The following is a 22,690-nucleotide window of genomic DNA, read 5'->3' on the forward strand; positions in this document are numbered from 1 at the left end:
ATTTCGATATTAATAAAGTAATTTCACAATATCTTTAGCAAAATAACTAGCAATAATATCGGCGCCAGCTCTTTTTATTGCAGTAGTTTGCTCGAGCATTATAGCATCATGATCTAACCAACCTTTTTCAGCAGCAGCTTTTATCATAGCATATTCCCCTGAAACCTGATACACTGCCACAGGAACCGTAACGGCATCTTTAATTTCGCGAACAATATCTAAATAAGAAATTCCTGGTTTTACCATCACAATATCGGCACCTTCGTCAATATCCATAAGCGTTTCACGAACGGCTTCAATGCGATTATGATAATCCATTTGATAGGTTTTTTTATCTTTTGGAATGTCGATTAAATCTACTGGTGCACTGTCTAAAGCATCACGAAACGGGCCATAATGTGCAGAAGCATATTTAGCACTATAACTCATAATTCCGGTGTTATAAAAACCTTCTTCCTCTAAAATTTCACGCATGTGAAAAATACGTCCATCCATCATGTCGCTTGGCGCTACAAAATCGGCACCAGCTTGTGCATGCGATAATGCCATTTGAGCCAAAACTGCTGAGGTTTGATCGTTTATAATTTGTCCGTTACCAATTATTCCGTCGTGTCCATAAATTGAATAGGGGTCGAGTGCCACATCTGTCATTACTAGCATTTCTGGTACAGCATTTTTGATGGTTTTTACAGCGCGTTGCATCAAACCGTTGGCATTTAATGCTTCTGTTCCTTTATTGTCTTTTAAAGTATCGGGTACTTTTACAAAAACTAACACCGATTTTAAACCCATTGCCCATAATTCTTTGACTTCTTTTTCGAGTAAATCAAGACTATATCTGAAATAATTGGGCATAGAAGCGATTTCTTCTTTCACTCCTTTTCCTTCAACCACAAATAACGGAACTAAAAAGTCATTTGGGGTTAAAATGGTTTCACGAACTAATGAACGAATACTTTCGTTGGCTCTTAATCTTCTATTTCTTCTTAATGGATACATATTTTGGTAATTAGTAATTAGTAATCAGTGATTAGCAATTAGCGATTAGTTGAATTGTTGAATTCACTTTCTTCAATTAATTTTTGAATTGTTTTTTCGGTTTGAATAATATCTAAAATAATTATTTTTAAGGTTTCTTTTTTGGTTGAATCTTTTTCATAAAAGTTTGAATAGATATAATTCATAAGAAAATTTGATTTACTTTTCAAAATTTCATTTTGATCACTAATATTTGATAAAGTAGTTATTTGATTATAATCAATTAAATCAATTTTCGAGTTTGAAATTGATTTCCAAGCATTTGTTTTTATTTGAGGTAAGTAAATACCTTTTGCTTTTAGTATTGTAATGTCCAATAAACTTAAATTGGTATCGTTAGAATAATATTCAAGCGTGTCAACTAATTTCAGTTGTAATGGGATATTATATTTTAATTCTTCAGACGTGTCTTTAAGTTCACTTTTAATGGTTGAAAATACTTGTTTTACGTACTTTTCTTCCTTTCTATCTTCATTCCAATTATTTATAAATAAAGCTATTAATATTCCAATTATAACAGGAATAATGTCTTTTACAAATTTTATAAAATAGCTTTTTAAATTTTTCATGTATCAAATTTATTGGGTTTTAACTATAATTTTATCCAATCAATCGGATTTTTAAGAACATTTAGTAACTTTTCTTCTTCGCTTTCCACTTCAGGTTGATGATTGTAAACCCATTGCACATGCGGTGGCAAACTCATTAAGATACTTTCAATTCTTCCGTTGGTTTTTAAACCAAATAAAGTGCCTTTATCATGTACTAAATTAAATTCTACATAACGCCCACGACGAATTTCTTGCCAGGTTCTGTTGGCATTTGTATAGGGTAAATCTTTTCTTTTTTCTACAATTGGTATATATGCTTCGAGAAAAGAATTTCCAACTTCGGTTACAAAGTTGTACCAATCTTCCATTGACATTGTTTGAGAAGCTTTTAAATAATCGAAAAATAATCCGCCAATACCACGGGCTTCATTGCGATGAGTATTCCAAAAATATTCGTCGCATTTCTTTTTATAATCTGGATAAAAATTAGGATTATGTTTATCGCAAGCCGTTTTACAAGTTTGATGAAAATGTATTGCATCGTCTTCAAACAAATAATAAGGCGTTAAATCTTGTCCGCCACCAAACCATTGATTAATGATGTTGCTTTTTTCGTCATACATTTCAAAATAACGCCAATTGGCATGCACCGTTGGCACCATTGGGTTTTTTGGATGAATAACCAAGCTCAAGCCACACGCAAAAAAATCGGCTTCGCCTACACCGAATAGTTGCTGCATGGTATCGGGTAGCTTTCCATGAACTGCCGAAATGTTTACGCCACCTTTTTCAAAAACATTGCCGTTTTCGATAACACGTGTTCTTCCACCGCCGCCTTCTGGACGTTGCCATAAGTCCTCACGAAATTTGGCAAGACCATCAACTTCCTCGAGTTTTGAAGTAATTTGGTTTTGGAGGTTTTGTATGTATTGATAGAATTTATTTTTCATTTTAGTAGTTAACTGTTTACGGTTTTAAGTTTACAGTGTTTCACTTATTTTTCTTATTAATGATGCGAGCATTTTTTTAATTTCGATAATTTCGTTTAAAATTTTATTATAATTTTCTTCTTGAATAAAATTTAGCTCTTTAGAAATTAAAATTAAATATTCAAGCTCATGACTTGAACCAGATGAAAAATAAAGAAATCTAATTAGTTCTTTTTGGGTTTCTCTTCCACATCCTTCAGCAATGTTTGTTGGAATTGAAACAGCAGCTCGATTTATTTGAGAAACTAAATTAAATTGTTCACTTTTCGGAAAAGTCCCTGTTAATTTATAGACATCAATAACTAATTGATGTGATTTTTGCCAAACTTTATAATTTTTATAATCAATCATAACTACTGAGAACTGTAAACCGTTAGCCGTAAACTTTAATTCTTATACTCTTTCACAGCATCAATAAACGCTTTGGCATGATCTACAGGAATATTTGGTAAAATGCCGTGGCCAAGGTTTACAATGTAATTATCTTTTCCAAATTCGTCAATCATTTCGTGCACCATTTTTTTTATGGTTGGAATAGGTGATAATAATCGGCTTGGATCAAAATTACCTTGTAAGGTAATTTTTCCACCCGTTAAATAACGTGCATTTTTTGGAGAACATGTCCAATCTACACCCAAAGCCGATGCTTTTGATTTTGCCATATCACTCAAAGCAAACCAACAACCTTTTCCGAAAACAATGACTTTAGTATCGTTAGCCAAAGCCTCTACAATTTGGTTGATGTATTGCCACGAAAATTCTTGATAATCTGTTGGAGAAAGCATACCGCCCCAAGAATCAAAAATTTGAACCGCATTAACACCGTGTTTTACTTTTTCTTTTAAATATAAAATGGTAGTATCTGTTATTTTTTGAAGCAAAGCATGAGCAGCTACTGGTTCAGAAAAACAAAATCCTTTGGCTTTATCAAAACTTTTTGATCCTTTTCCTTCTACAGCATAGCAAAATATTGTCCAAGGCGAACCCGCAAAACCAATTAAAGGTACTTCGTTGTTTAGCTTTTCTTTGGTCATATCAATGGCGTCCATTACATAGCCTAGGCTTTCATTAATATCGGGAATGCGCGTTTGTTCCACATCTTTCATAGAACGAATTGGGTTGGGAATTAATGGGCCAATGCCGTCTTCTAGTTCTACATGAATACCCATAGCTTGAGGTACAACTAAAATATCAGAAAATAGTATAGCTGCATCAGGTTTTACAATTCGAATAGGTTGAACCGTAATTTCAGAAGCTAATTCTGGTGTTTTGCATCGGGTAAAGAAATCGTATTTTTCTCGCAGCGCTCTAAATTCTGGTAAATATCTACCCGCTTGGCGCATCATCCATACAGGTGGCCGATCTACAGTTTCATTATTTAAGGCGCGAAGAAATAAATCGTTTTTAATCATTTTTAATTTATTGTTTTTATACAAGTTTCCACTACACTTTTTATAGTTGGTTTACTTGAAATTAATACGTTTTGTGTTTTATTTTGTAAGACGTTTGCGGTAGTTTTTCCTACGCAAATGCACTTTTGATTAGTAATGGTGTTTTTTTCTAAATAACTACTAATTCCTGATGGACTAAAAAATAATATTACATCAATCTTATCTGTAATTTTATGCGATTTTAGTTGGGTTGTATATACTTGAATTTCGTTGAATGTTATTTTGTTAGCCAAAAGCATTTCGGGCAATGTATTTCGTCTTAAATTTCCACAAAAAAAAGTAAAACTTTCAGTAGGAAAATCAGTTATTATTTTATGCGCTAAATCTTCGGCATAGTTTTTATATTCAACTACGTGGAATCCGTTTTTTTCTAAATATTTTTTTGTTCTTTCGCCAACACAAAACACTTTATTGGCTACTAATTGCTCTTTTATATGTAAAATACTTTTAACAGCTTTTTTACTTGTAAAAATTAAATTTTGATGTGTTTCTTCGAATTGAAAAACGATATTTTTGGTACTAATAAAATTCTTTTCAACAATTAAAAAACCAGCGTTTTCAAGTTTAATTTTTTGTTTTTCTGATAATTTTTTGGTCGAAAGAACGGTTTTCATTATTTTCTAATTTCGTGTTCTTCTTGATCTTCGCAGTAAAACTCAATATCTTTATTATTGCCATACACCACTAAAATATCGCCTTCTTCGATTACGGTTTCTGGAGTTGGACGACCAATACTTTCTTTTTTAACGGTTTTTTTACCAATAAGGTTTCGTTTTTCTCGTTTACGAATAATAGTAATTAATGTTAAACTATATGTGTCAATAGCATCAAGTTCTTGTAAGCTTTTTCCAAAAAATTCGGGCTTTGCCAATACTTCAGAAATTGTAAAATTATCGTCTAACTGATAGTTTTCTAAAGTAGATTTAAAATTGATTTGTTTGGTTAATCGGTCTGCCGAATCTTGTTCTGGATGAATAATGCTATAAATTCCCATAGCTTCAAGTACCGTATCGTGAATAGGCGATAAAGCACGGCTTATAATTTTTACATCGCTTAATTTTTTTATAATTGCAGTGGTTATTATGGCAGCGCCTTCGTTTTCGCCAATGGCAACTACCACTTTGTCTGCATCTTTTAACGGAACGGCTTCAAAAGCCAATTCATTGGTCGAATCCATACAAATAGCATGCGAAATTTTATCTTTAACTAGATTTACTTTTTCGATGTTTTTATCAATTCCTATTACTTCATTTCCTGTTTCTGTCAAACTAAGAGAAAGCGACATTCCGAAATTTCCTAAACCAAAAACAATAACTTTCATAGTGTTCTGCGAATTAGTTAATTAATATATTTTCTTTTGGATACTCATAAAATTGATGGTTTAACTGACGCAATAAACCAACCATTAAGTTGAGCATACCTATTCTACCGATAAACATTACAGCAATTAGCACATATTTACTTGGCTCGGAAAGAGTAGGTGTAAAATTTAAACTTAAACCTACGGTACTGTAAGCCGAAAAACATTCGAAAGCCACGGTTAATAAAGGTGTATCTTTAGGTTCAAATATTAATATAGCCATAATGGCTGTTCCTATAACAATAAGTGAAATACATAAAATAGCAAACGCGCGCATGGTCGATTCTGACGATATTCGTCTGCCAAAAAGTTGGATGCGCGATTTTCCTCTGGCAACCGTATAGATGTTTAATGTTGCCAAAGCAAATGTACTGGTTTTAATACCACCACCTGTTGAAGCGGGTGAAGCACCTACCCACATTAAGAATATAATAAATAATAAAGAAGGAATGCCCATGTCGGCAAAATCAATAACGTTAAAACCAGCTGTTCTAGGTGTTATAGTATTAAAAGCTGTTGTGGTTACTTTGCCCCAAATAGTAGGATGTGTTTCTAATGTATGATGGTATTCTGAAAAAAATAAAAATATCCAACCGCCAATTAATAGAACGGCAGTGGTGTACAATACAATTTTTGTATTTAAGGTTATAATTCGGATTGATTTTCGAACCTTCTTTTTTCTGAAAAAATCGGTTACAAATGTTTTTAAATATTGATAAAAATTAAATACGATATTATGACCTAATCCGCCAAAGAAAATCAGAATCATAATAATCCATTGAAAAACGTAATGAAACCGAATACTTTCGTTAAACAAACCATTAGGAAAAATAGAAAAACCAGCATTACAAAAAGCCGAGATAGAGTGGAAAACAGAGAAAAACAATTTGTTTTTTATTTCGGGCGTATGCGCAATAGAAAAATAAATAAAAAATGCGCCAACAGCTTCTACACTTAAAGTGAAGATAACCACATTTAAAGCGGCTCTAAAAACATCTTTTAATCCTTCGTGTGCAATAAAATCGCGTGTGTTTAAACCTTCTTTAAAACTAGAACTTCCTCTAAAAAAGAAGGCAAAGAAAGAGGTAAACGTTAAAATTCCAATACCGCCTAACTGAATGAGAACGAGAATAATGGATTGACCAATATAGGTAAAATCGGTTGCGGTATCTAAAACTGCTAATCCTGTTACACATACAGCACTAGTAGCGGTAAATAAAGCATTGGTAAAGCTTATTCCATTTGTAGTGGCGCTAGGTAGCATCATTAAAAAAGCGCCTGCAAGTGCTAGTATTACAAAACTACCAACAAACACAATGGTTGGGTTAAAATATACATCATAAATTAACCGAACCAAAACAAAAAGGCGCAATAAAAAATAAAAAATTAAGCCACCTTCAAGTATAGGTTTTATTTTTTGAAGAATATAAGTAGCACTAAAATCGCTATTTACGATTGCAACAATACCAGAAATTATGAGTAGCGTAGCAATAATAATCATGTTGACTAATGCCACACGAATACCTTTTTGATTGCGGTGTTTAAAATATTTAAATGCGTTAAACCCTAATAAGCCTACAGAAAGACTTAATAACACAATAACATGCGGGTTGTTAAAATTTTCTTGAAAATCATATCCAAAATCAAAAACGATAAAAAACAATACAATTGCGTCGAAAAAGCGATAAATATAATTTAAAGTTGTTGAATCACGTTTCATTATAAGCGTAAATTACTTTACCTTTAGAGAGTTTCTAATTTCTTTCATTAGGCTGCTGGCTCCATTTTTCAATAACTTTTCGGCACAGCTTTTTCCAAAAGTTTTATAATTTTCAAAGGTACAACTTTTTTCAATTGAAAATTGTTGTTTTCCATCAAGAGAAAAAAGGACACCTGTAAACTCAATTTCAGTATTGTTAATTGTAGCCAAAGCACCAATTGGCGCTGTACAACCGCCTTCTAAAGTGCGTAAAAACTGACGTTCTATATGTGTACAAATTTCAGTTTCTTGATGATTTAGTTTTGAAACAGCGTCTCTACAAAAACTATCATTTTCCATTGCTACAACCATCATAGCGCCTTGAGCTGGTGCAGGAATCATCCAATCTAAAGTAATAAAAGTATCGGGTTTTAAATTGATTCGTTCTAAGCCAGCAGTGGCAAAAATAGCACCGTTCCAGTTGTTATCTTTCAGCTTTTGCAAACGCGTGTTTACATTACCACGCAAATCTACTACTTTATGTTGCGGATATTTATGTAACCACTGTGCTTTTCGTCTTAAGCTTCCACTTGCAATTGTCCCTTTCTGTTGAAGAAAATCTAAATTATCTTTGTAAACTAAAATATCAAAAACATTTGCTCGTTGTAAAACCGCAGCTTGAACAATACCTTTTGGTAATGCTGTGGGCACATCTTTCATCGAGTGAACCACAATATCAACATCGCCATTAAGCATAGCAATATCGAGTGTTTTGGTAAAAATCCCTGTAATTCCAAGTTCGTAAAGTGGTTTGTCTAAAATAATATCGCCTTGCGATTTTACGGCAATAATTTCGGTAGTATAACCTAAGTCGTTAAGTTGTTTTTCTACTGTTTTTGCTTGCCATAAAGCCAATTCACTATCGCGTGTGCCTATTCGTATTGTTTTCAAAATTTTAATCGTTTAGCTGAAACACTTTTTCAATCCACTCGATGCTTTCGTCAACCATAGTGTCTTCGTGTTTTAAGTGATTGGCAAAATGTGTTGTTATTTTTTGAATTAAACGATTGCTAATAATTTCAGCTTGTTCTTCGTTAAAGTTTTCTATTTTTTTGCGCTGGTAGTTTAATTCTGATTTTTTTATAGTTGCTAATTTTTCTTTTAAAGAATGAATTGTAGGTGCAAATTTTCTGGCTTTTGTCCAACTTGAAAATTCTTCTACAATTTCAGCAATAATTTTTTCGGCAGCCGGAATGTGTTGTTTTCGTTTTTCTATGGTTTCATCGGTAATTTGCGATAAATAATCCATATGAAGTAACGTAACGTTTTGGTTTTCTTTTACGTTTTCATCAACATTTTTAGGAATTGACAAATCTAAAATTAAAAGCTCTTTTTTTAAATTTAAAATTTTTGCATCAATTGTAGGGTTTTGTGCACCAGTGGCTACAATTAAAACATCGGCTTTTTGAATTTCTTCTTGTAAATTAGAATAGTTTTTAACAACCAAATTGAATTTACCTGCAATTTTTTCGGCTTTTTCTTGGGTTCTGTTTATTAAAACAATGTGGTCGTTTTTAGTATGTTTTACTAGGTTTTCGCAAGTGTTACGACCAATTTTTCCAATTCCGAAAAGCAAAATATTTTTAGTTCCAATATTTTCAATAGTATTCATTATATATTGAACCGCAGCAAACGATACCGATGTTGCCCCAGAACTTATTTCCGTTTCGTTTTTTACACGTTTGCTTGCCTGAATTACAGCATTGGTTAACCGTTCTAAATACGCATTGGCTAAACCTATTTTTTTACTATCGGTAAATCCTTGTTTTATTTGTGAAATAATTTCGAAATCGCCTAGAATTTGGCTATCTAAACCTGTGCCTACTTTAAAAATATGGGTAACCGCTTCTCTGTTTTTATATACATAGGCTACTTTTTGAAAATCTTCTACAGTACCTTGGCTATTGTCGCAAAGCAATTTTATCAACTGAAACGGATGTTGAGCAAAACCATACAATTCGGTTCTATTACAAGTAGAAACAACAATTATGTTTTCAATTCCTTCTTCTTTAGCTTGGCGTAGCAGCTTGTTTTTAGCTTCTGCACTTAAACTAAATCGCCCTCTTGTTTCGGCATCGGCTTTTTTATAACTAAGCCCTACTACGTAAAAAGACAAGTGTTTGTTTGAAAAAGAATTGCTCATAAAACTTTTGGTAAAAAGTAGTACAAAGATATTAGTATGGTAATTATAAAAACAACGCTAAAAGTACTTTTTGTATCGTTATTAGTTTTTAGTAAAAGTAATTCGTGTAAACAGCTTATTTTTAATACATTTGTATAAAATAAAGCTTTTACAATTGTTTAGTTTATATTAATTCTAAATAAAAAATAAAATTTAAAGTTTTTTATAAAATAAAAATAACGCTATGAGTTCAATTGAAGAATTTGCTATAGAAAACGATTTTACCTTGTTACGCATACAAAACGAAAGCGAAAACGGTCAACTCTTTGAAAAACAGGTAAAAACAGGAATAATTCAGTTTTATTTTAATGTAAAAGGAACGGGAAAATTTTTGTTTAATAGCGGTAGTTATCAATTAGAATTATTAGAAGAAAAATCACTTTTATTATACAATCCGCAAAAAGAGTTACCATTACATTTAGAGTTGGCGCCAAAATCGTGGGTGGTAGCGGTTTTAATTTCCATAAAGCGATTTCATGCTTTGTTTTCATCGGAAGCCGATGCTATTCCGTTTTTAAGTAAAGATAATTTAGAGAAAAAATATTACGGCGAAGAAGAAATTACGCCGTCTATGGCAATAGTATTGCATCAAATTTTTAGTTCGCAAGCCAACTCGTCTATCAAATCGTTATATTTAAAAGGAAAAGCATACGAATTAATGAGTTTGTTTTTTAATAAAAATGAAGATCCTAATATTGAAAACTGTCCTTTTTTAGTTGATGAAGAAAATGTACAAAAAATAAAAAAAGCCAAAGAAATTGTTATTACTAAAATGGCAGAACCACCTACACTAGAACAATTAGCTGAAGAAGTAAACATTTCGTTAAAAAAATTAAAAGAAGGTTTTAAAGAAATATATGGCGATACTGTTTTTGGCTTTCTATTAGATTACAAACTAGAATATGCCCGAAAATTACTCGATAGTGGTTCGTATAACGTAAACGAAGTAAGCTTAAAAATAGGCTACAGCACGGGAAGTCATTTTATAGCTGCTTTTAAAAAGAAATTTGGCACAACACCTAAAAAATACTTATTAACATTGAGTAAGTAGATTAATGTGTAATGTTGCTTTATAATAAATTCGACGCATTAAAATAGATTAGTGTTTTACAAAAACGGATTAAGTTTGTCTTTTTTATTCATTAAGTTTATCCCAAATAAAACTATAAAAAGTGGCTTGTTGTTTTACTCTGCTGTTATAATTTGAGATTTTTCCATAATGCCCTGAATTTGATTGTACTTGCAAATAAATCGGATTTTTTTGAGCTTCTCTATTCTGAAGTTTAGCCGCAAATTTATACGAATGTATTGGTGGCACTCTGTCATCATTTTCAGAAGTGATAATTAAAGTAGTCGGATAGTTTATATCTTCTTTAATGTTGTGAAGTGGTGAATAGTTCATCATATATTCAAATTCTTCTTTATTGTTAGGATTGCCAAATTCATCTAAATGATAAATTCCAACAGTATATTCATCGTATTTAAACATATCAAAAACGCCGACTACTGGAACTGCTACTTTAAATAAATCGGGACGTTGTGTTAATGCAACACCTACAACAAGCCCGCCGTGCGAACCACCTGTAATAGCAAGTTTATCAGGAGAAGTATAATTTTCGGCAATTAAATACTCTGCGGCATCAATAAAGTCATTAAATGAATTCATTTTATTTAAACCACTTCCGTTTTTATGCCAATTTTCACCTTTGTCTCCGCCACCACGAATTTCTGCATAAGCATAAATGCCACCTTTTTTTAAAAAGTGTAGTAAACCCGTATCATAATTAGGAGAGCTTATGCTACCAAAACCACCATAAGCCTTTAAAAGTGTTGGGTTATTTCCAGTTAATTCTAAGTCTTTTTTGTGAATAATGGTTATAGGAATGTCTTTACCATCGCGACTTTTGTAGGTTGTAATTTTAGTTTCAAAATAATTGAATGGGAATAAAGTTGGTTTAGGACGAGCATAATCGTTATAATAAATAGTGTTTTCGCCTGTTTTAATATTTAATTTATAATTTAAAAAGGGAATGGTGTGCGAATAAAAAGTAGTAAAAAGGTTTTCTTTCTTTTCATCCCAAAAGTTGACAAACATATCCATACCTAAAGGAGCTTCAAATTTTCGAATAAATTTTCCATCGCTAGTATAAATGTTAAAGTAAAATCGTCCATTATATTTATACTTGCAAACAATATTGTCCTCAATAAAAAAAGTGTTCAACAACAAATGATTGTAAATTTGAGGAATAACAGTTATTTTTTCATCTGGATTTTCAAGACTAAACTTACTTACACTTCCCCAAGGGTAATTCTTTGGTTTGCAATATACAAACCCATTATAATAAGAGATAAATGAAAAAGTGTTAGAATTGTTTTTTATAAAAGGATAAACCGTAAAATCGTTATCAGTAAGAAGATTAATATAATAATAGTTAGTTGCAGTTTCGTTTTTATTTTCTTCTATAATAAATAATTTGTCTTTATAGCTCGAAAAAGAAAGTTTACCGTTATTTAAAGAAGCATCAAAAACTAATTTGTCTTTTTCTTGTAAATCACCTATTTTATGATAAAAAATTTGAAAAGTAGAGTCGGCAGCAAAAAAAGAAGTATTACTATTTTTTTTGTAAAAAATACCGTCATTACCATTCCACGCAATTCCAGAAAATTTAACGTCTTTAATAACGTCATCAAGATATTTTTGATTTGGAATATCAACAAATCGAATTTCTTTTTTATCACTTCCATCTAAACTTACTTGATAAGCCAAATAGGTTGAATTTTTTGAAGGTTTGTAACTCATTATAATTGCATTTTCATCGTGGTAAACACTATAAGGATTTACAAGTTCTTTTGGTGGGTCATTAAGTTTTTCACGATAATGTAAAACGCTAGGTTTATTTTTATCTAATCTATAATTGCTATAAAAATAACGTCCCTTTTTACGAGGAAGCCCATTAGTAGAAAGATAATCGTAGTCTTTTATTTTAAATAAAAAATTATTTTCGTTAACATTTTGTTCTAAAACTTGAGTAGTAATAGAGTCTTGTATTCGTACCCATTTTTTTAAATCGGCATCTTCAACATTTTCCATCCATTGGTACTCGTCTGTATAAGTAAAATCAAACTTTTTTAATTCAACTGGAATTTTTTTCGCATTTTGTGCAGTTGTAGAAAGTGTAATAAAAAATACTAAAAACAGAGAGAGTAATTTCATAATCGCTAATAAATAAAGTCAAAAACAAACACTACAAATATAACATTTAGCAGCAAAATAGAATATTTTATGTAATAATAAAGTATCAATAGAAATTAATTACTTTTGTACCAATAAAGAAATAATTTTGAGCCTGTACAAAAAACTTTTTCAACAAACCGCTATTTATGGCTTGGCAACGGTTTTTCCACGATTGTTGAGTTTTATATTGGTTCCGCTTTATACCGAATATTTACCAACAGATGAATATGGAAAGGTTTCCATCATTTTTTCGTACCTTATATTTTTTAATGTCGTGCTTACCTACGGAATGGAAACCGCTTTTTTTCGGTTTTATACTACTTCCGAAAATAAAAAAAGTGTTGTTTCAACCGCAACATTATCGTTGTTGGGTTCAACGTTAGCTTTTTTACTTGTGGCCTTATTCTTTAAAAGCGAATTAGCTTCGTTAACTAAAATAAGTATAAACTACTTAGTTTATACTATTTGGATTTTAGTAGCCGATACACTTGTAGTTATTCCATTTGCTAAACTTCGTGCGGAAAACAAGCCTGTAAAATATGCTGTAATTAAGATACTAAATGTAGCACTAAATTTAGGATTAAACGTTTTCTTTTTAGTGTTTTTACCAAAACTAGCACAAGAAAGTACTAGTTCATTTTTCAAAACCATTTACGAACCTAATTTTCAAATAGGATATATTTTTATTTCCAATTTAATAGCGAGTGTTTTTACTTTCATCATAATGCTTCCTAGCTATTTTAAAATGAAATGGCAGTTTGATACATTGCTTTGGAAAAAAATGCTTCGTTACGGTTTTCCTGTATTAATTGCAGGAATTGCCTTTGCCATAAACGAACATTTCGATAAAATTTTATTAGAGTTTATGGGCGTAAGTTTAGATCAAATTGGCGCATATTCGGCTTGTTATAAAATAGGATTGTTTATGGTGCTTTTTCGTACGGCTTACACACTGGGTATAGAACCTTTCTTTTTTAGTCACGCACAGCATAAAAACGCACCACAAACGTATGCGCAAATAACCAAGTATTTTGTAATTTTTGGCTCATTTATGGCATTAGGCATCATTGTTTTTGCCGACGTAATAAAAATATTTTTAGTACCAAAAGCAACCTATTGGGAAGCTATGGATGTAGTTCCGCTTATTGTATTAGCTAATTTCTTTTTGGGTATTTATACCAATTTATCGGTTTGGTACAAGTTAATCGATAAAACCAAAGTCGGCGCCTACATTTCTTTAGTCGGCGCAGCAGTTACCTTACTTATCAATTTTATGTTAATTCCTGTTTTAGGGTTTATGGGTTCTGCTATAGCCACCATTTTTGCCTATGGTACTATGATGTTAATTTCTTATAAAATGGGACAAAAAGCCTATCCAATTCCGTACGATTTTAACAAAATAGGTTTATATTTAAGCTTAACCATAATTTTAGGCGCATTTTCATTTTATGTTCCAATTTTAAGAAAAACCTATGTGTTTGGTGTACTTAGTTTATTGATTTTTGCTTACTTTGTATTTCGAAATGAAAAAGACTTAATTCTGAAAATATTGAAACGAAAATAATGCAAATTAAAATTATCAATAAATCCCAGCATTCCTTACCAAATTACGAAACATTAGCTTCAGCAGGTATGGATTTGCGTGCCAATTTAACCGAATCAATTGTGTTGAAGCCACTAGCTAGAACAATAGTAAAAACAGGTTTGTTTATTGAATTACCCATTGGTTACGAAGCCCAAGTGCGTCCACGAAGCGGTTTAGCAGCAAAAAAAGGAATTACGGTATTAAATTCACCAGGAACTATAGATGCCGACTATCGCGGTGAAATTGGCGTGATTTTGGTTAATTTATCTCAAGAAGATTTTGTAATAGAAAACGGCGAACGCATAGCTCAATTAATCATTGCTAAACACGAACGCGCACAATGGATTGAAGTTGAAGAATTAACAGAAACTTCGCGTGGTGAAGGCGGTTTTGGTAGTACGGGAACTCGTTAGTGAGTAGTTTACAGTCGCAGTAATCAGTAAAAAAATAATTATTAAATTATAGATTTTTTAATCTTTTAATTTTCAATCTTAAAAAATAAATTATGAAAATAATAGTACCTATGGCAGGTCGTGGCTCACGTCTTCGCCCGCATACATTAACAGTTCCAAAACCATTAATCCCAATTGCTGGAAAGCCTATAGTGCACAGATTGGTTGAGGATATCGCTGGAGTTTTAAACCAACCTATAGACGAAGTAGCATTTATCATTCATGAAAGTTTTGGCACACAAGTAGAAAAAGAATTAATTGCTATTGCCGAAAAATTAGGTGCAAAAGGAACTATTTATTATCAAAATGAAGCCTTAGGCACAGGCCATGCCATAATGTGTGCAAAAGATTCATTAAGTGGTCCTGCGGTAATTGCCTATGCAGATACTTTAATTCGTGCCGATTTCGATTTAGACACCACAGCCGATAGCGTTATTTGGGTAAAACAAGTCGATCAACCTGAAGCCTTTGGAGTAATTAACTTAAATGAAAATAACGAAATTGTAGAACTAGTAGAAAAACCAAAAGAATTTGTGTCTGATTTGGCAGTAATTGGCATCTATTATTTCAAAAATGTTGGCATTCTAAAAAATGAACTTCAAGCCGTATTAGACAATAATATCATACACGGTGGAGAATATCAAATAAACGATGGGATTAAACAAATGATGCAAAAAGGCATGAAATTTGTTCCTGGAAAAGTTGATGAGTGGATGGATTGCGGAAATAAAGATGTAACCGTTGAAACAAATGGCAGAATGCTTGGTTTTTTACATAATGATGGTATAGAAACACTAATTTCTAAAAATATTCGTTTAGAAAATAGTACTATTATTGAACCATGTTATATTGCCGATGATGTTATTTTGATAAATGCCACTGTTGGTCCAAATGTATCACTAGGAAAAGGAACGCATTTAACGAATGTAACCATCAAAAATAGTCTGGTACAAACGCATGCACATATACGCAATGCCAATTTAGATAATGCCATGATAGGAAACCATGCTACTTTTGACGGTGAATTTAAAAATATTAGCATTGGCGATTATTCCGTTTTAGAATAATTATTTTTGTTGTTTTGAACGTTGTTCAGAATCTAAAAATTTAAAAAATTAACACATGAGAAAGAGTCTTTTCATAACTTTTATGGTGTTTTTCATAACCTTTGGTTATAAAACCACTCTTTTTGCTCAGGAAAATCAAAATCCAGAAGAAATAGCTTTACTAGATAATGAGTTAGAAAATAATTTTTATTATTCGCTACAACAACGCGCTATCGAAAATTACGACCGAGCTTCAAATGCTATCCAAAAATGTATTGAAAAACAACCTAATAACGCTGCTTTTCATTACGAATTAGGCAAAAACAAACTCGATTTAAAACAGTATATAGAAGCCGAACAAGCTTTTCAAAAAGCAGTAGATTTAAACCCAGAAGAACGTTGGTACTGGAACGGATTGTACGATGTGTATTATGCTACTAAAAACTATCCAAAATCAATTGAAATTGTAAAAAAACTAATTGCATTCGATTCTAATATGAGAGAAGATTTAGTGTCATTGTATATGTACACCAATCAAAAAGAAGAAGCGCAAAAACTACTTAACGAAATGGAAAAAACAAGTGTTTTAAGCGCAACAATGGAATATTATAAATTAAAATTAGAACAAACCACTTATGCTGGTTCAAACCAAAGCGAAAACACATTGCAAAAAGCCATAAAAGCAAATCCAAAAGTTGAACAAAATTATATAGATTTAATGGTTTTTTATTCGCAACAAAACCAAGAAGATAAAGCAATAGCTGTTGCCCAACAACTGGCAAAAGAAATTCCAACTTCAAAGTGGGCATCTATTAGCTTATTCAAGTTTTATATAAGCGAAAGCAATGGTAAAGCCGCGGCAAATGAACTTATAACAATAATTGAAAACAAATCGATAAACACAAATCTAAAGCATAAATTTTTAAATGAATTTTTAATATTTTCGGCAGATGCCATACAATACGATGCCGAATTAGAAAAAGCAGTAGATATACTATCCGAAGATACTTCAATAAACGTAGCTAAAGAAGTAGCAAAATTTTATTACACTAAAAGAAATTATGAAAAAACCGCATTATTTCTCGAAAAAGCACTAACAATAAACCCAAACGATTGGGAAAGTATCGATTTATTGCTCAATAATTTAGCAAACAGCAAGCAATATGATGAATTAGCACACAAGAGCCAAATTTTTCTCGATAGTTTTCCAGCGCAACCCCAAGTTTACTATTATGCAGGCTTGGCTCAAAATAAATTAAACAAGCCTAAACAAGCTATAACATATTTAGAAATGGGATTAGAATTTGTAATTGAAAACCCAAAACTTGAACTTTATTTTCATAACGAATTGGCTAATGCGTATGAGCAATTAGGAAACAAGGCCAAACTGCAATATCATACTAATAAAATTAACGAATTAACCCAGTAATGCTAAAAAAAATCTGTTTTATAAGTTGTGTTGTTCTACTAGTTGCGGCTTGTAAAACAACCAAAATAGTTACCGAAAATACAGCTGTAGAAGAACTTACCGCTATAGAAGTAATTCAAAAGCATTATGCTAATGAAAAAAAGTTTGAAACAGTAAATATACGAGCAAGCGCAAAATATTCCGATGCCAAGCAAACTCAAAATGTTTCGGCAGATATTCGCATAAAAAGAAACGAAATTATTTGGATAAACGTAAAACTGCTAGGTTTTCCCGTAGCTAAAGCGTTGCTAACACCTACAAAAGTTAGCTATTACGAAAAAATAAACAATACTTTTTTCGATGGCAACTACGAACTAATAAGTACTTGGCTTGGTACCGATTTAGATTTTAATAAAGTTCAAAATATATTTATTGGCGAACCAACAGACAATTTAACAAAACAAAAATACCTAACTACAATTGTTGATGGAATGTATAAAGTAACCGAAAAAAATAAAACCACTACCGAGAAAGAATTTTATTTTGAAGCGGCTAATTATTTATTAAAAAAAGAAACAATTACACAGCCACTCGAAAACAGAAGTTTAGGTCTAAATTACGCATCATATTCCAACCAAAACAATTCTTTTTTTCCAAACGAAGTTAGTATTGAAGCCAAACAAAAAAACGAAGTAAAAATTGAAATACAATATAAGAGTATTACCTTTGATGAAAATTTAAACACCTCATTTTCTATTCCTAACGGATACGAAGAAATACAAATAAAATAGTTTTCTTTATGAAGCAATATTTATCAATTTTATTTTTTTTAGCAACTATTTCTTTATTTGCGCAAGGTTCTAAACAAGAAAAACTAGAGCAACAAAAAGCCCAAATACAAAAAGAAATAGCCGCATTTAAAAAATTATATAACGAAGAAAACAAAAAAGAGAAATCGGCATTGGTTCAATTATACGAGCAAAAAGCTCGAATTAAATTAAGCGAAAAGTTAATTACCACAACCGAAAAACAAAAACGGTTAATAGAAGACAATATTTACACTACGCAACTCAAAATTAACAAGCTAACAAAAGAATTAAAAGTGTTAAAAGACGATTACGCAAATATGATTGTAAAATCGTACAAAAGCCGAAATCAAAAAAGCCGTGTAATGTTTATACTTTCTTCGCAAAGTTTTTTACAAGCCTACAAACGCATTCAATATATGAAGCAATATGCCGATTTTAGAAAAATGCAAGGCGACGAAATTATAGCAAAACAAGAACAGCTTACACTAGCTAAAACCAAATTAGAAGCTAACAAAAAAGAAAAAGAAAAAGTTATTACCGAAAACGAAACAGAAAAACAAGAACTAGAAAACCAACGAAAAACACAAGAAGGTTTAGTAAAAGAACTTCAAAAAAACAAAAAGAAATACTCGGCAGAAATAGCTAAGAAACAAAATGAAGCAAAAGCCGTAGATGCACAAATTAAAAAATTAATTGCCGAAGCTATTGCGGCTGCAAACAAAAAAAATGCAGCAAAAACAGGAACAAAAACTACATCAACCTCAAAGTTTGAACTAACTGCCGAAGGTAAAATAGTTTCCGATAATTTTAAAGCCAACAAAGGAAAATTGCCTTGGCCAGTAGAAAAAGGCTATTTGCAACAAGGTTTTGGTAACTATGCCGATCCTATATACAAAGGCGTTACACATATTAACAACGGTGTAGAAGTTGCTGCCGAATCGGGCACTTATGCTCGCGCAGTTTTCGATGGCGAGGTATTGCGTGTACAACTTTTAAAAGGAAGCAACCGAAAAACGGTATATATACAACACGGCGATTTTATTACCATTTACCACAACCTCGACACGGTTTTAGTAAAAGAAGGCGACAAGGTAACTATTAAACAAAATATTGGTAAAATTCATACCGATAGTTCGGGTAAAGCCGTTTTAAAGTTTTATATCAATCAAAATACGACCACCTTAAACCCACAAAGTTGGATTTATAATATGTAAATTAATAAGCTCTGTGAAGAAATTTGCATTTTTTTTAATTAATTTATGGTAGTTGTAGAAAAGTTAATTTTAGTTTTATTTATTTTTATAGTAATCTATTTCTGGAATAGATTTGCTGTTCCATATATTATAAATAGTTCAATAAATTTTCACAAAAAAAACAATTTTGAGAACATCGATAAACAACCGATTAAATTTTTTATCGATAACAATAATCGAATTATAAAAATTAAAAGGATATTTTATTGGGTTGGTTTTGTGATTATTAGTATTATGATTTTAATTGGCATAATTCCTTAAAACCCCTTCAGTAACTCCAACGCTTTATTCACACTTTTTACATTATCAAATGTAAGCAATAAGCGCAATCCATTTTTAGTTTGCTTTTCTTTTATTTTACAAATGTTACCGTTGTGCTGAGCAAATTGTAACACTTTCATAAATCGGTTGCTTTGATAAAAATCACTTTGTTGATCGCTAATAAAGTAACCCACCATTTTACCTTGTTTTAAAACCAATTTCTCAATTCCCATAGCAGATGCTTTCCATTTTATACGAACGCTATTTAAAAGCGCTAATGCAGGTTTTGGCAAAGCACCAAATCGGTCTATTAGTTTTTGTTCGTAGCGTTCTAGTTCTTCTTCAGTTTTTAAAGTGCCTAACTCGTTGTAAAGACTTAATCGTTCACTAATATTATTGATGTATTCATCTGGGAAAAGAATTTCAAAATCAGAATCTATTTGAATGTCTTTTACAAATTCTTTGGTTTCAATATTATTTTCGGTTTCATATAAATCTTTAAATTCATTTTCTTTCAGTTCATCTATAGCTTCATTCATGATTTTCTGATAGGTTTCAAAACCAATTTCATTAATAAATCCGCTTTGCTCACCACCTAACAAATCGCCAGCACCACGAATTTCTAAATCTTTCATAGCAATATTAAAACCACTACCTAGGTCGCTAAATTGTTCTAAAGCAGTAATGCGTTTTCTGGCCTCATCAGTCATAGCGGAATAGGGTGGCGTTATAAAATAACAAAATGCTTTTTTGTTGCTTCTTCCCACGCGACCACGCATTTGATGCAAATCGGATAAACCAAAATTATTCGCATTGTTGATAAAAATAGTATTGGCATTGGGCACATCTAAACCGCTTTCTACAATGGTAGTAGCAACCAACACATCAAATTCGCCTTCCATAAAAGCGAGCATTAATTCTTCTAGCTTTTTTCCATCCATTTGCCCATGACCAATACCTACTTTTGCACCAGGAACCAAGCGCTGAATCATTCCGGCAACTTCTTTTATGTTTTCAATACGATTGTTGATAAAATAGACTTGTCCACCACGTTGAATTTCATATGAAATAGCATCGCGAATGGCTTCTTCATTAAAACGAATAACGTGCGTTTCAATAGGATAGCGATTGGGCGGCGGCGTAGTAATTACCGATAAATCACGTGCCGCCATTAACGAAAACTGAAGCGTTCTCGGAATTGGCGTTGCCGTAAGCGTTAAGGTGTCAACATTGGTAGAAATGGTTTTGAGTTTGTCTTTTACGTTTACACCAAATTTTTGCTCTTCATCAATTATTAATAAACCTAAATCTTTAAATTTCACATTTTTATTTACCAATTGATGGGTGCCAATTATTATATCAACCTTACCTTCTTCAAGTGCTTTTAATGTTTCCGATTTTTGTTTTGCGGTTCTGAATCGGTTTAAATAATTAACTGTAACAGGCATTTCTTTTAAACGTTCAGAAAAAGTACGATAATGTTGATACGCTAAAATTGTTGTTGGCACCAAAACCGCAACTTGTTTTCCATTGTCAACAGCTTTAAAAGCTGCACGAATAGCTACTTCCGTCTTTCCAAACCCTACATCACCACATACTAAGCGGTCCATAGGACGATCATTTTCCATATCGGCTTTTACATCGGCAGTAGCGGTTATTTGATCGGGTGTATCTTCATAAATAAACGAACTTTCTAATTCTTTTTGTAAATAGCTGTCGGGCGCAAATGAAAAACCTTTGTCCAAGCGGCGTTTTGCATACAATTGAATAAGATTAAATGCAATATGTTTTACACGAGCTTTGGTTTTTTGTTTTAACGTTTTCCAAGCGCTACTTCCGAGTTTGTAAATTTTGGGTGGCGCTCCATCTTTTCCGTTGTATTTCGAAATTTTATGTAGCGAATGTATGCTAACGTATACAATGTCATTGTCGGCATACACTAATTTTATAGCTTCTTGTTTTTTACCTTCAACATCTATTTTTTGCAACCCACCAAATTTACCAATACCATGATCAATATGCGTAACGTAATCGCCTACTGATAAAGCAGTTAATTCTTTTAGTGTAATGGTTTGTTTTTTAGAATAGCCGTTTTTTATGTTGAATTTATGATAACGTTCAAATATTTGATGATCGGTATAACAAACAATGCGATTTTCTTCATCAATAAATCCTTGATAAAGAGGAAGCACGATGGTTTTGTAGTTTTTTCGAACCGATTCGTGTTGTTCTTCATCAATACTTTCAAAAATATCATGAAAACGATTGGCTTGATTATCATTAGAACAACACAAATAATTGGTATAACCGTTAAATTGATTTTCACTTAAATTATTTAGCAATAAATCAAATTGTTTATTAAATGAAGGTTGCGGCAACGTGTGAAATTCAAATTGCTTATCTGCTTTAAAAAGATTGTTTTTTCCAAGTTCAACAACCGAAAAATCTAAAGCTTTTTTTAAAAAACTTTTTTGATTTACAAACAATTCTTCAGGTTTAGCATGCTTTATATCGGCAGATAATTTTGTGAAAGCTTCATTAGCTTTGTCAAATAATTTATCGAGTTGTTGCCCTAAATATTCTGTATTTTGAATGAATAGTACGGTTTTTTCGTTGATATATTCTAAAAAACTTTCTCGATTTTCTTCTAAAAGTTTATTTTCAACATTTGGGATAATACTGATTTTTTTCAGTTTTTCAATAGAAAGTTGTGTTTCTACATCAAAACTACGAATACTATCTACTTCATCGCCAAAAAATTCAATTCGGTATGGGTTATCATTCGAAAATGAAAACACATCTATAATTCCACCACGAACCGAAAATTCTCCTGGTTCGGTTACAAAATCTACCCGTTTAAAATTGTATTCAAACAAGGTTTCATTAATAAAATCAATAGATAAATTATCGGCAACAGAAATTTTTAATGTATTTTTTTCTAATTCTTTTCTTGTAACAACTTTTTCAAAAACAGCTTCTGCATACGAAACAATAATAGCTGGTTTTTTTCGTGAATTAATTCGGTTTAAAACTTCGGCTCGTAATAATACATTGGCATTATCAGTTTCTTCAATTTGGTACGGCCGACGATACGAACCTGGATAAAAAAGCACATCATCTTTATTTATCAATTGCTCTAAATCGTTCAAATAATAGGCTGCCTCTTCTTTGTCGTTAAACAATAATAAAAAAGGTAATTCACTTTTTTGAAACAAAGCAGTTGTAATAAATGACAATGATGAACCCGTTATACCCGAAACTGCAACTTTGCTTCGGTTACGAAATGTTTCGGCGATTAAATTTACGGTTAT

At 31.8% G+C, this 22,690-nt stretch carries 19 protein-coding genes; 7 read left to right on the forward strand and 12 right to left on the reverse strand.

The genetic code is table 11. From position 1 onward, the window contains the following. Positions 1–9: 9 nt before the first annotated feature. Genes hemB through hemA form a run of 10 tightly spaced genes read right to left on the reverse strand, consistent with a single transcriptional unit; the run spans position 10 to position 9,291 of the window. A complete protein-coding gene (hemB, locus tag R2808_RS02965; RefSeq protein WP_371269463.1) occupies positions 10–999 on the reverse strand; it encodes a porphobilinogen synthase in 990 nt (329 codons plus the stop codon). A 38-nt stretch (positions 1,000–1,037) separates the two neighbouring features. Next, positions 1,038–1,607 carry a hypothetical protein gene (locus tag R2808_RS02970; RefSeq protein ID WP_371269464.1) on the reverse strand — a complete coding sequence of 190 codons (570 nt, stop codon included), beginning with the start codon at positions 1,605–1,607 and terminating at the stop codon, positions 1,038–1,040. A 23-nt stretch (positions 1,608–1,630) separates the two neighbouring features. After that, the gene (hemF, locus tag R2808_RS02975) at positions 1,631–2,539 is read right to left on the reverse strand and encodes an oxygen-dependent coproporphyrinogen oxidase (RefSeq protein ID WP_371269466.1); all 909 of its coding nucleotides are present in this window, start codon (positions 2,537–2,539) and stop codon (positions 1,631–1,633) included. 30 nt (positions 2,540–2,569) lie between these two features. Next, positions 2,570–2,929: a four helix bundle protein gene (locus tag R2808_RS02980; protein ID WP_371269467.1), complete on the reverse strand. Its 360-nt coding sequence runs from the start codon at positions 2,927–2,929 to the stop codon at positions 2,570–2,572. 35 nt (positions 2,930–2,964) lie between these two features. Beyond that, the gene (gene hemE / locus R2808_RS02985; protein ID WP_371269468.1) at positions 2,965–3,990 is read right to left on the reverse strand and encodes a uroporphyrinogen decarboxylase; all 1,026 of its coding nucleotides are present in this window, start codon (positions 3,988–3,990) and stop codon (positions 2,965–2,967) included. Positions 3,991–3,992: 2 nt separating this feature from the next. Then, positions 3,993–4,643 (reverse strand): uroporphyrinogen-III synthase, encoded by a 651-nt coding sequence (locus R2808_RS02990; protein ID WP_371269470.1) that lies wholly within the window; start codon positions 4,641–4,643, stop codon positions 3,993–3,995. Further along, positions 4,643–5,350 (reverse strand): TrkA family potassium uptake protein, encoded by a 708-nt coding sequence (locus R2808_RS02995; RefSeq protein ID WP_371269471.1) that lies wholly within the window; start codon positions 5,348–5,350, stop codon positions 4,643–4,645. Before R2808_RS02995 ends, R2808_RS02990 begins: the two co-directional genes overlap by 1 nt. Before the next feature lie 13 nt (positions 5,351–5,363). After that, positions 5,364–7,109, reverse strand: coding sequence for a TrkH family potassium uptake protein (locus tag R2808_RS03000; RefSeq protein ID WP_371269472.1), 1,746 nt, complete (start codon positions 7,107–7,109; stop codon positions 5,364–5,366). A gap of 12 nt (positions 7,110–7,121) precedes the next feature. Next, positions 7,122–8,042 carry a hydroxymethylbilane synthase gene (gene hemC, locus R2808_RS03005; protein WP_371269568.1) on the reverse strand — a complete coding sequence of 307 codons (921 nt, stop codon included), beginning with the start codon at positions 8,040–8,042 and terminating at the stop codon, positions 7,122–7,124. A 1-nt stretch (position 8,043) separates the two neighbouring features. Beyond that, positions 8,044–9,291: a glutamyl-tRNA reductase gene (hemA, locus tag R2808_RS03010; protein ID WP_371269473.1), complete on the reverse strand. Its 1,248-nt coding sequence runs from the start codon at positions 9,289–9,291 to the stop codon at positions 8,044–8,046. A 223-nt stretch (positions 9,292–9,514) separates the two neighbouring features. Between hemA and R2808_RS03015 the strand changes: the two genes are divergently transcribed. Next, the gene (locus tag R2808_RS03015; protein WP_371269474.1) at positions 9,515–10,381 is read left to right on the forward strand and encodes a helix-turn-helix transcriptional regulator; all 867 of its coding nucleotides are present in this window, start codon (positions 9,515–9,517) and stop codon (positions 10,379–10,381) included. 84 nt (positions 10,382–10,465) lie between these two features. Here R2808_RS03015 and R2808_RS03020 read toward each other — a convergent pair whose 3' ends face one another. After that, positions 10,466–12,544: a prolyl oligopeptidase family serine peptidase gene (locus R2808_RS03020; protein ID WP_371269475.1), complete on the reverse strand. Its 2,079-nt coding sequence runs from the start codon at positions 12,542–12,544 to the stop codon at positions 10,466–10,468. A gap of 127 nt (positions 12,545–12,671) precedes the next feature. On the opposite strand from R2808_RS03020, the gene R2808_RS03025 reads away from it, so the two are divergent. The 6 genes from R2808_RS03025 (at position 12,672) to R2808_RS03050 (ending at position 19,079) form a co-directional block, all read left to right on the forward strand. Continuing rightward, the gene (locus R2808_RS03025) at positions 12,672–14,129 is read left to right on the forward strand and encodes a lipopolysaccharide biosynthesis protein (RefSeq protein WP_371269476.1); all 1,458 of its coding nucleotides are present in this window, start codon (positions 12,672–12,674) and stop codon (positions 14,127–14,129) included. Next, entirely contained in the window at positions 14,129–14,563 is a 435-nt protein-coding gene (dut, locus tag R2808_RS03030) for a dUTP diphosphatase (protein ID WP_371269477.1), read from the forward strand. Before R2808_RS03025 ends, dut begins: the two co-directional genes overlap by 1 nt. Positions 14,564–14,655: 92 nt before the next feature. Further along, positions 14,656–15,669, forward strand: a complete 1,014-nt coding sequence (locus R2808_RS03035; protein ID WP_371269478.1) for a sugar phosphate nucleotidyltransferase — start codon at positions 14,656–14,658, stop codon at positions 15,667–15,669. Between the two features lie 55 nt (positions 15,670–15,724). Then, the gene (locus tag R2808_RS03040; RefSeq protein ID WP_371269479.1) at positions 15,725–17,077 is read left to right on the forward strand and encodes a tetratricopeptide repeat protein; all 1,353 of its coding nucleotides are present in this window, start codon (positions 15,725–15,727) and stop codon (positions 17,075–17,077) included. After that, a complete protein-coding gene (locus tag R2808_RS03045; protein WP_371269480.1) occupies positions 17,077–17,847 on the forward strand; it encodes a DUF4292 domain-containing protein in 771 nt (256 codons plus the stop codon). The genes R2808_RS03040 and R2808_RS03045 overlap by 1 nt, the downstream gene beginning before the upstream one ends. An 8-nt stretch (positions 17,848–17,855) precedes the next feature. After that, a complete protein-coding gene (locus R2808_RS03050) occupies positions 17,856–19,079 on the forward strand; it encodes a murein hydrolase activator EnvC (RefSeq protein WP_371269481.1) in 1,224 nt (407 codons plus the stop codon). 296 nt (positions 19,080–19,375) lie between these two features. Here R2808_RS03050 and mfd read toward each other — a convergent pair whose 3' ends face one another. After that, positions 19,376–22,690: a transcription-repair coupling factor gene (mfd, locus tag R2808_RS03055; protein ID WP_371269569.1), complete on the reverse strand. Its 3,315-nt coding sequence runs from the start codon at positions 22,688–22,690 to the stop codon at positions 19,376–19,378.

Source organism: Flavobacterium sp. (assembly GCF_041392005.1).
In the GTDB taxonomy this organism is placed as follows: domain Bacteria; phylum Bacteroidota; class Bacteroidia; order Flavobacteriales; family Flavobacteriaceae; genus Flavobacterium.

Excerpts from the sequence above, each read along its gene's own strand:
- R2808_RS03040 (WP_371269479.1), top strand. The coding sequence starts at position 15,725 with ATGAGAAAGAGTCTTTTCATAACTTTTATGGTGTTTTTCATAACCTTT.
- R2808_RS03050 (WP_371269481.1), top strand. The coding sequence starts at position 17,856 with ATGAAGCAATATTTATCAATTTTATTTTTTTTAGCAACTATTTCTTTA.
- R2808_RS03015 (WP_371269474.1), top strand. The coding sequence starts at position 9,515 with ATGAGTTCAATTGAAGAATTTGCTATAGAAAACGATTTTACCTTGTTA.
- R2808_RS03035 (WP_371269478.1), top strand. The coding sequence starts at position 14,656 with ATGAAAATAATAGTACCTATGGCAGGTCGTGGCTCACGTCTTCGCCCG.
- hemA (WP_371269473.1), bottom strand. The coding sequence starts at position 9,291 with ATGAGCAATTCTTTTTCAAACAAACACTTGTCTTTTTACGTAGTAGGG.
- R2808_RS03020 (WP_371269475.1), bottom strand. The coding sequence starts at position 12,544 with ATGAAATTACTCTCTCTGTTTTTAGTATTTTTTATTACACTTTCTACA.
- R2808_RS02980 (WP_371269467.1), bottom strand. The coding sequence starts at position 2,929 with ATGATTGATTATAAAAATTATAAAGTTTGGCAAAAATCACATCAATTA.
- hemF (WP_371269466.1), bottom strand. The coding sequence starts at position 2,539 with ATGAAAAATAAATTCTATCAATACATACAAAACCTCCAAAACCAAATT.
- R2808_RS03045 (WP_371269480.1), top strand. The coding sequence starts at position 17,077 with ATGCTAAAAAAAATCTGTTTTATAAGTTGTGTTGTTCTACTAGTTGCG.
- R2808_RS02990 (WP_371269470.1), bottom strand. The coding sequence starts at position 4,643 with ATGAAAACCGTTCTTTCGACCAAAAAATTATCAGAAAAACAAAAAATT.
- dut (WP_371269477.1), top strand. The coding sequence starts at position 14,129 with ATGCAAATTAAAATTATCAATAAATCCCAGCATTCCTTACCAAATTAC.
- R2808_RS02995 (WP_371269471.1), bottom strand. The coding sequence starts at position 5,350 with ATGAAAGTTATTGTTTTTGGTTTAGGAAATTTCGGAATGTCGCTTTCT.
- hemB (WP_371269463.1), bottom strand. The coding sequence starts at position 999 with ATGTATCCATTAAGAAGAAATAGAAGATTAAGAGCCAACGAAAGTATT.
- R2808_RS02970 (WP_371269464.1), bottom strand. The coding sequence starts at position 1,607 with ATGAAAAATTTAAAAAGCTATTTTATAAAATTTGTAAAAGACATTATT.
- R2808_RS03000 (WP_371269472.1), bottom strand. The coding sequence starts at position 7,109 with ATGAAACGTGATTCAACAACTTTAAATTATATTTATCGCTTTTTCGAC.
- hemE (WP_371269468.1), bottom strand. The coding sequence starts at position 3,990 with ATGATTAAAAACGATTTATTTCTTCGCGCCTTAAATAATGAAACTGTA.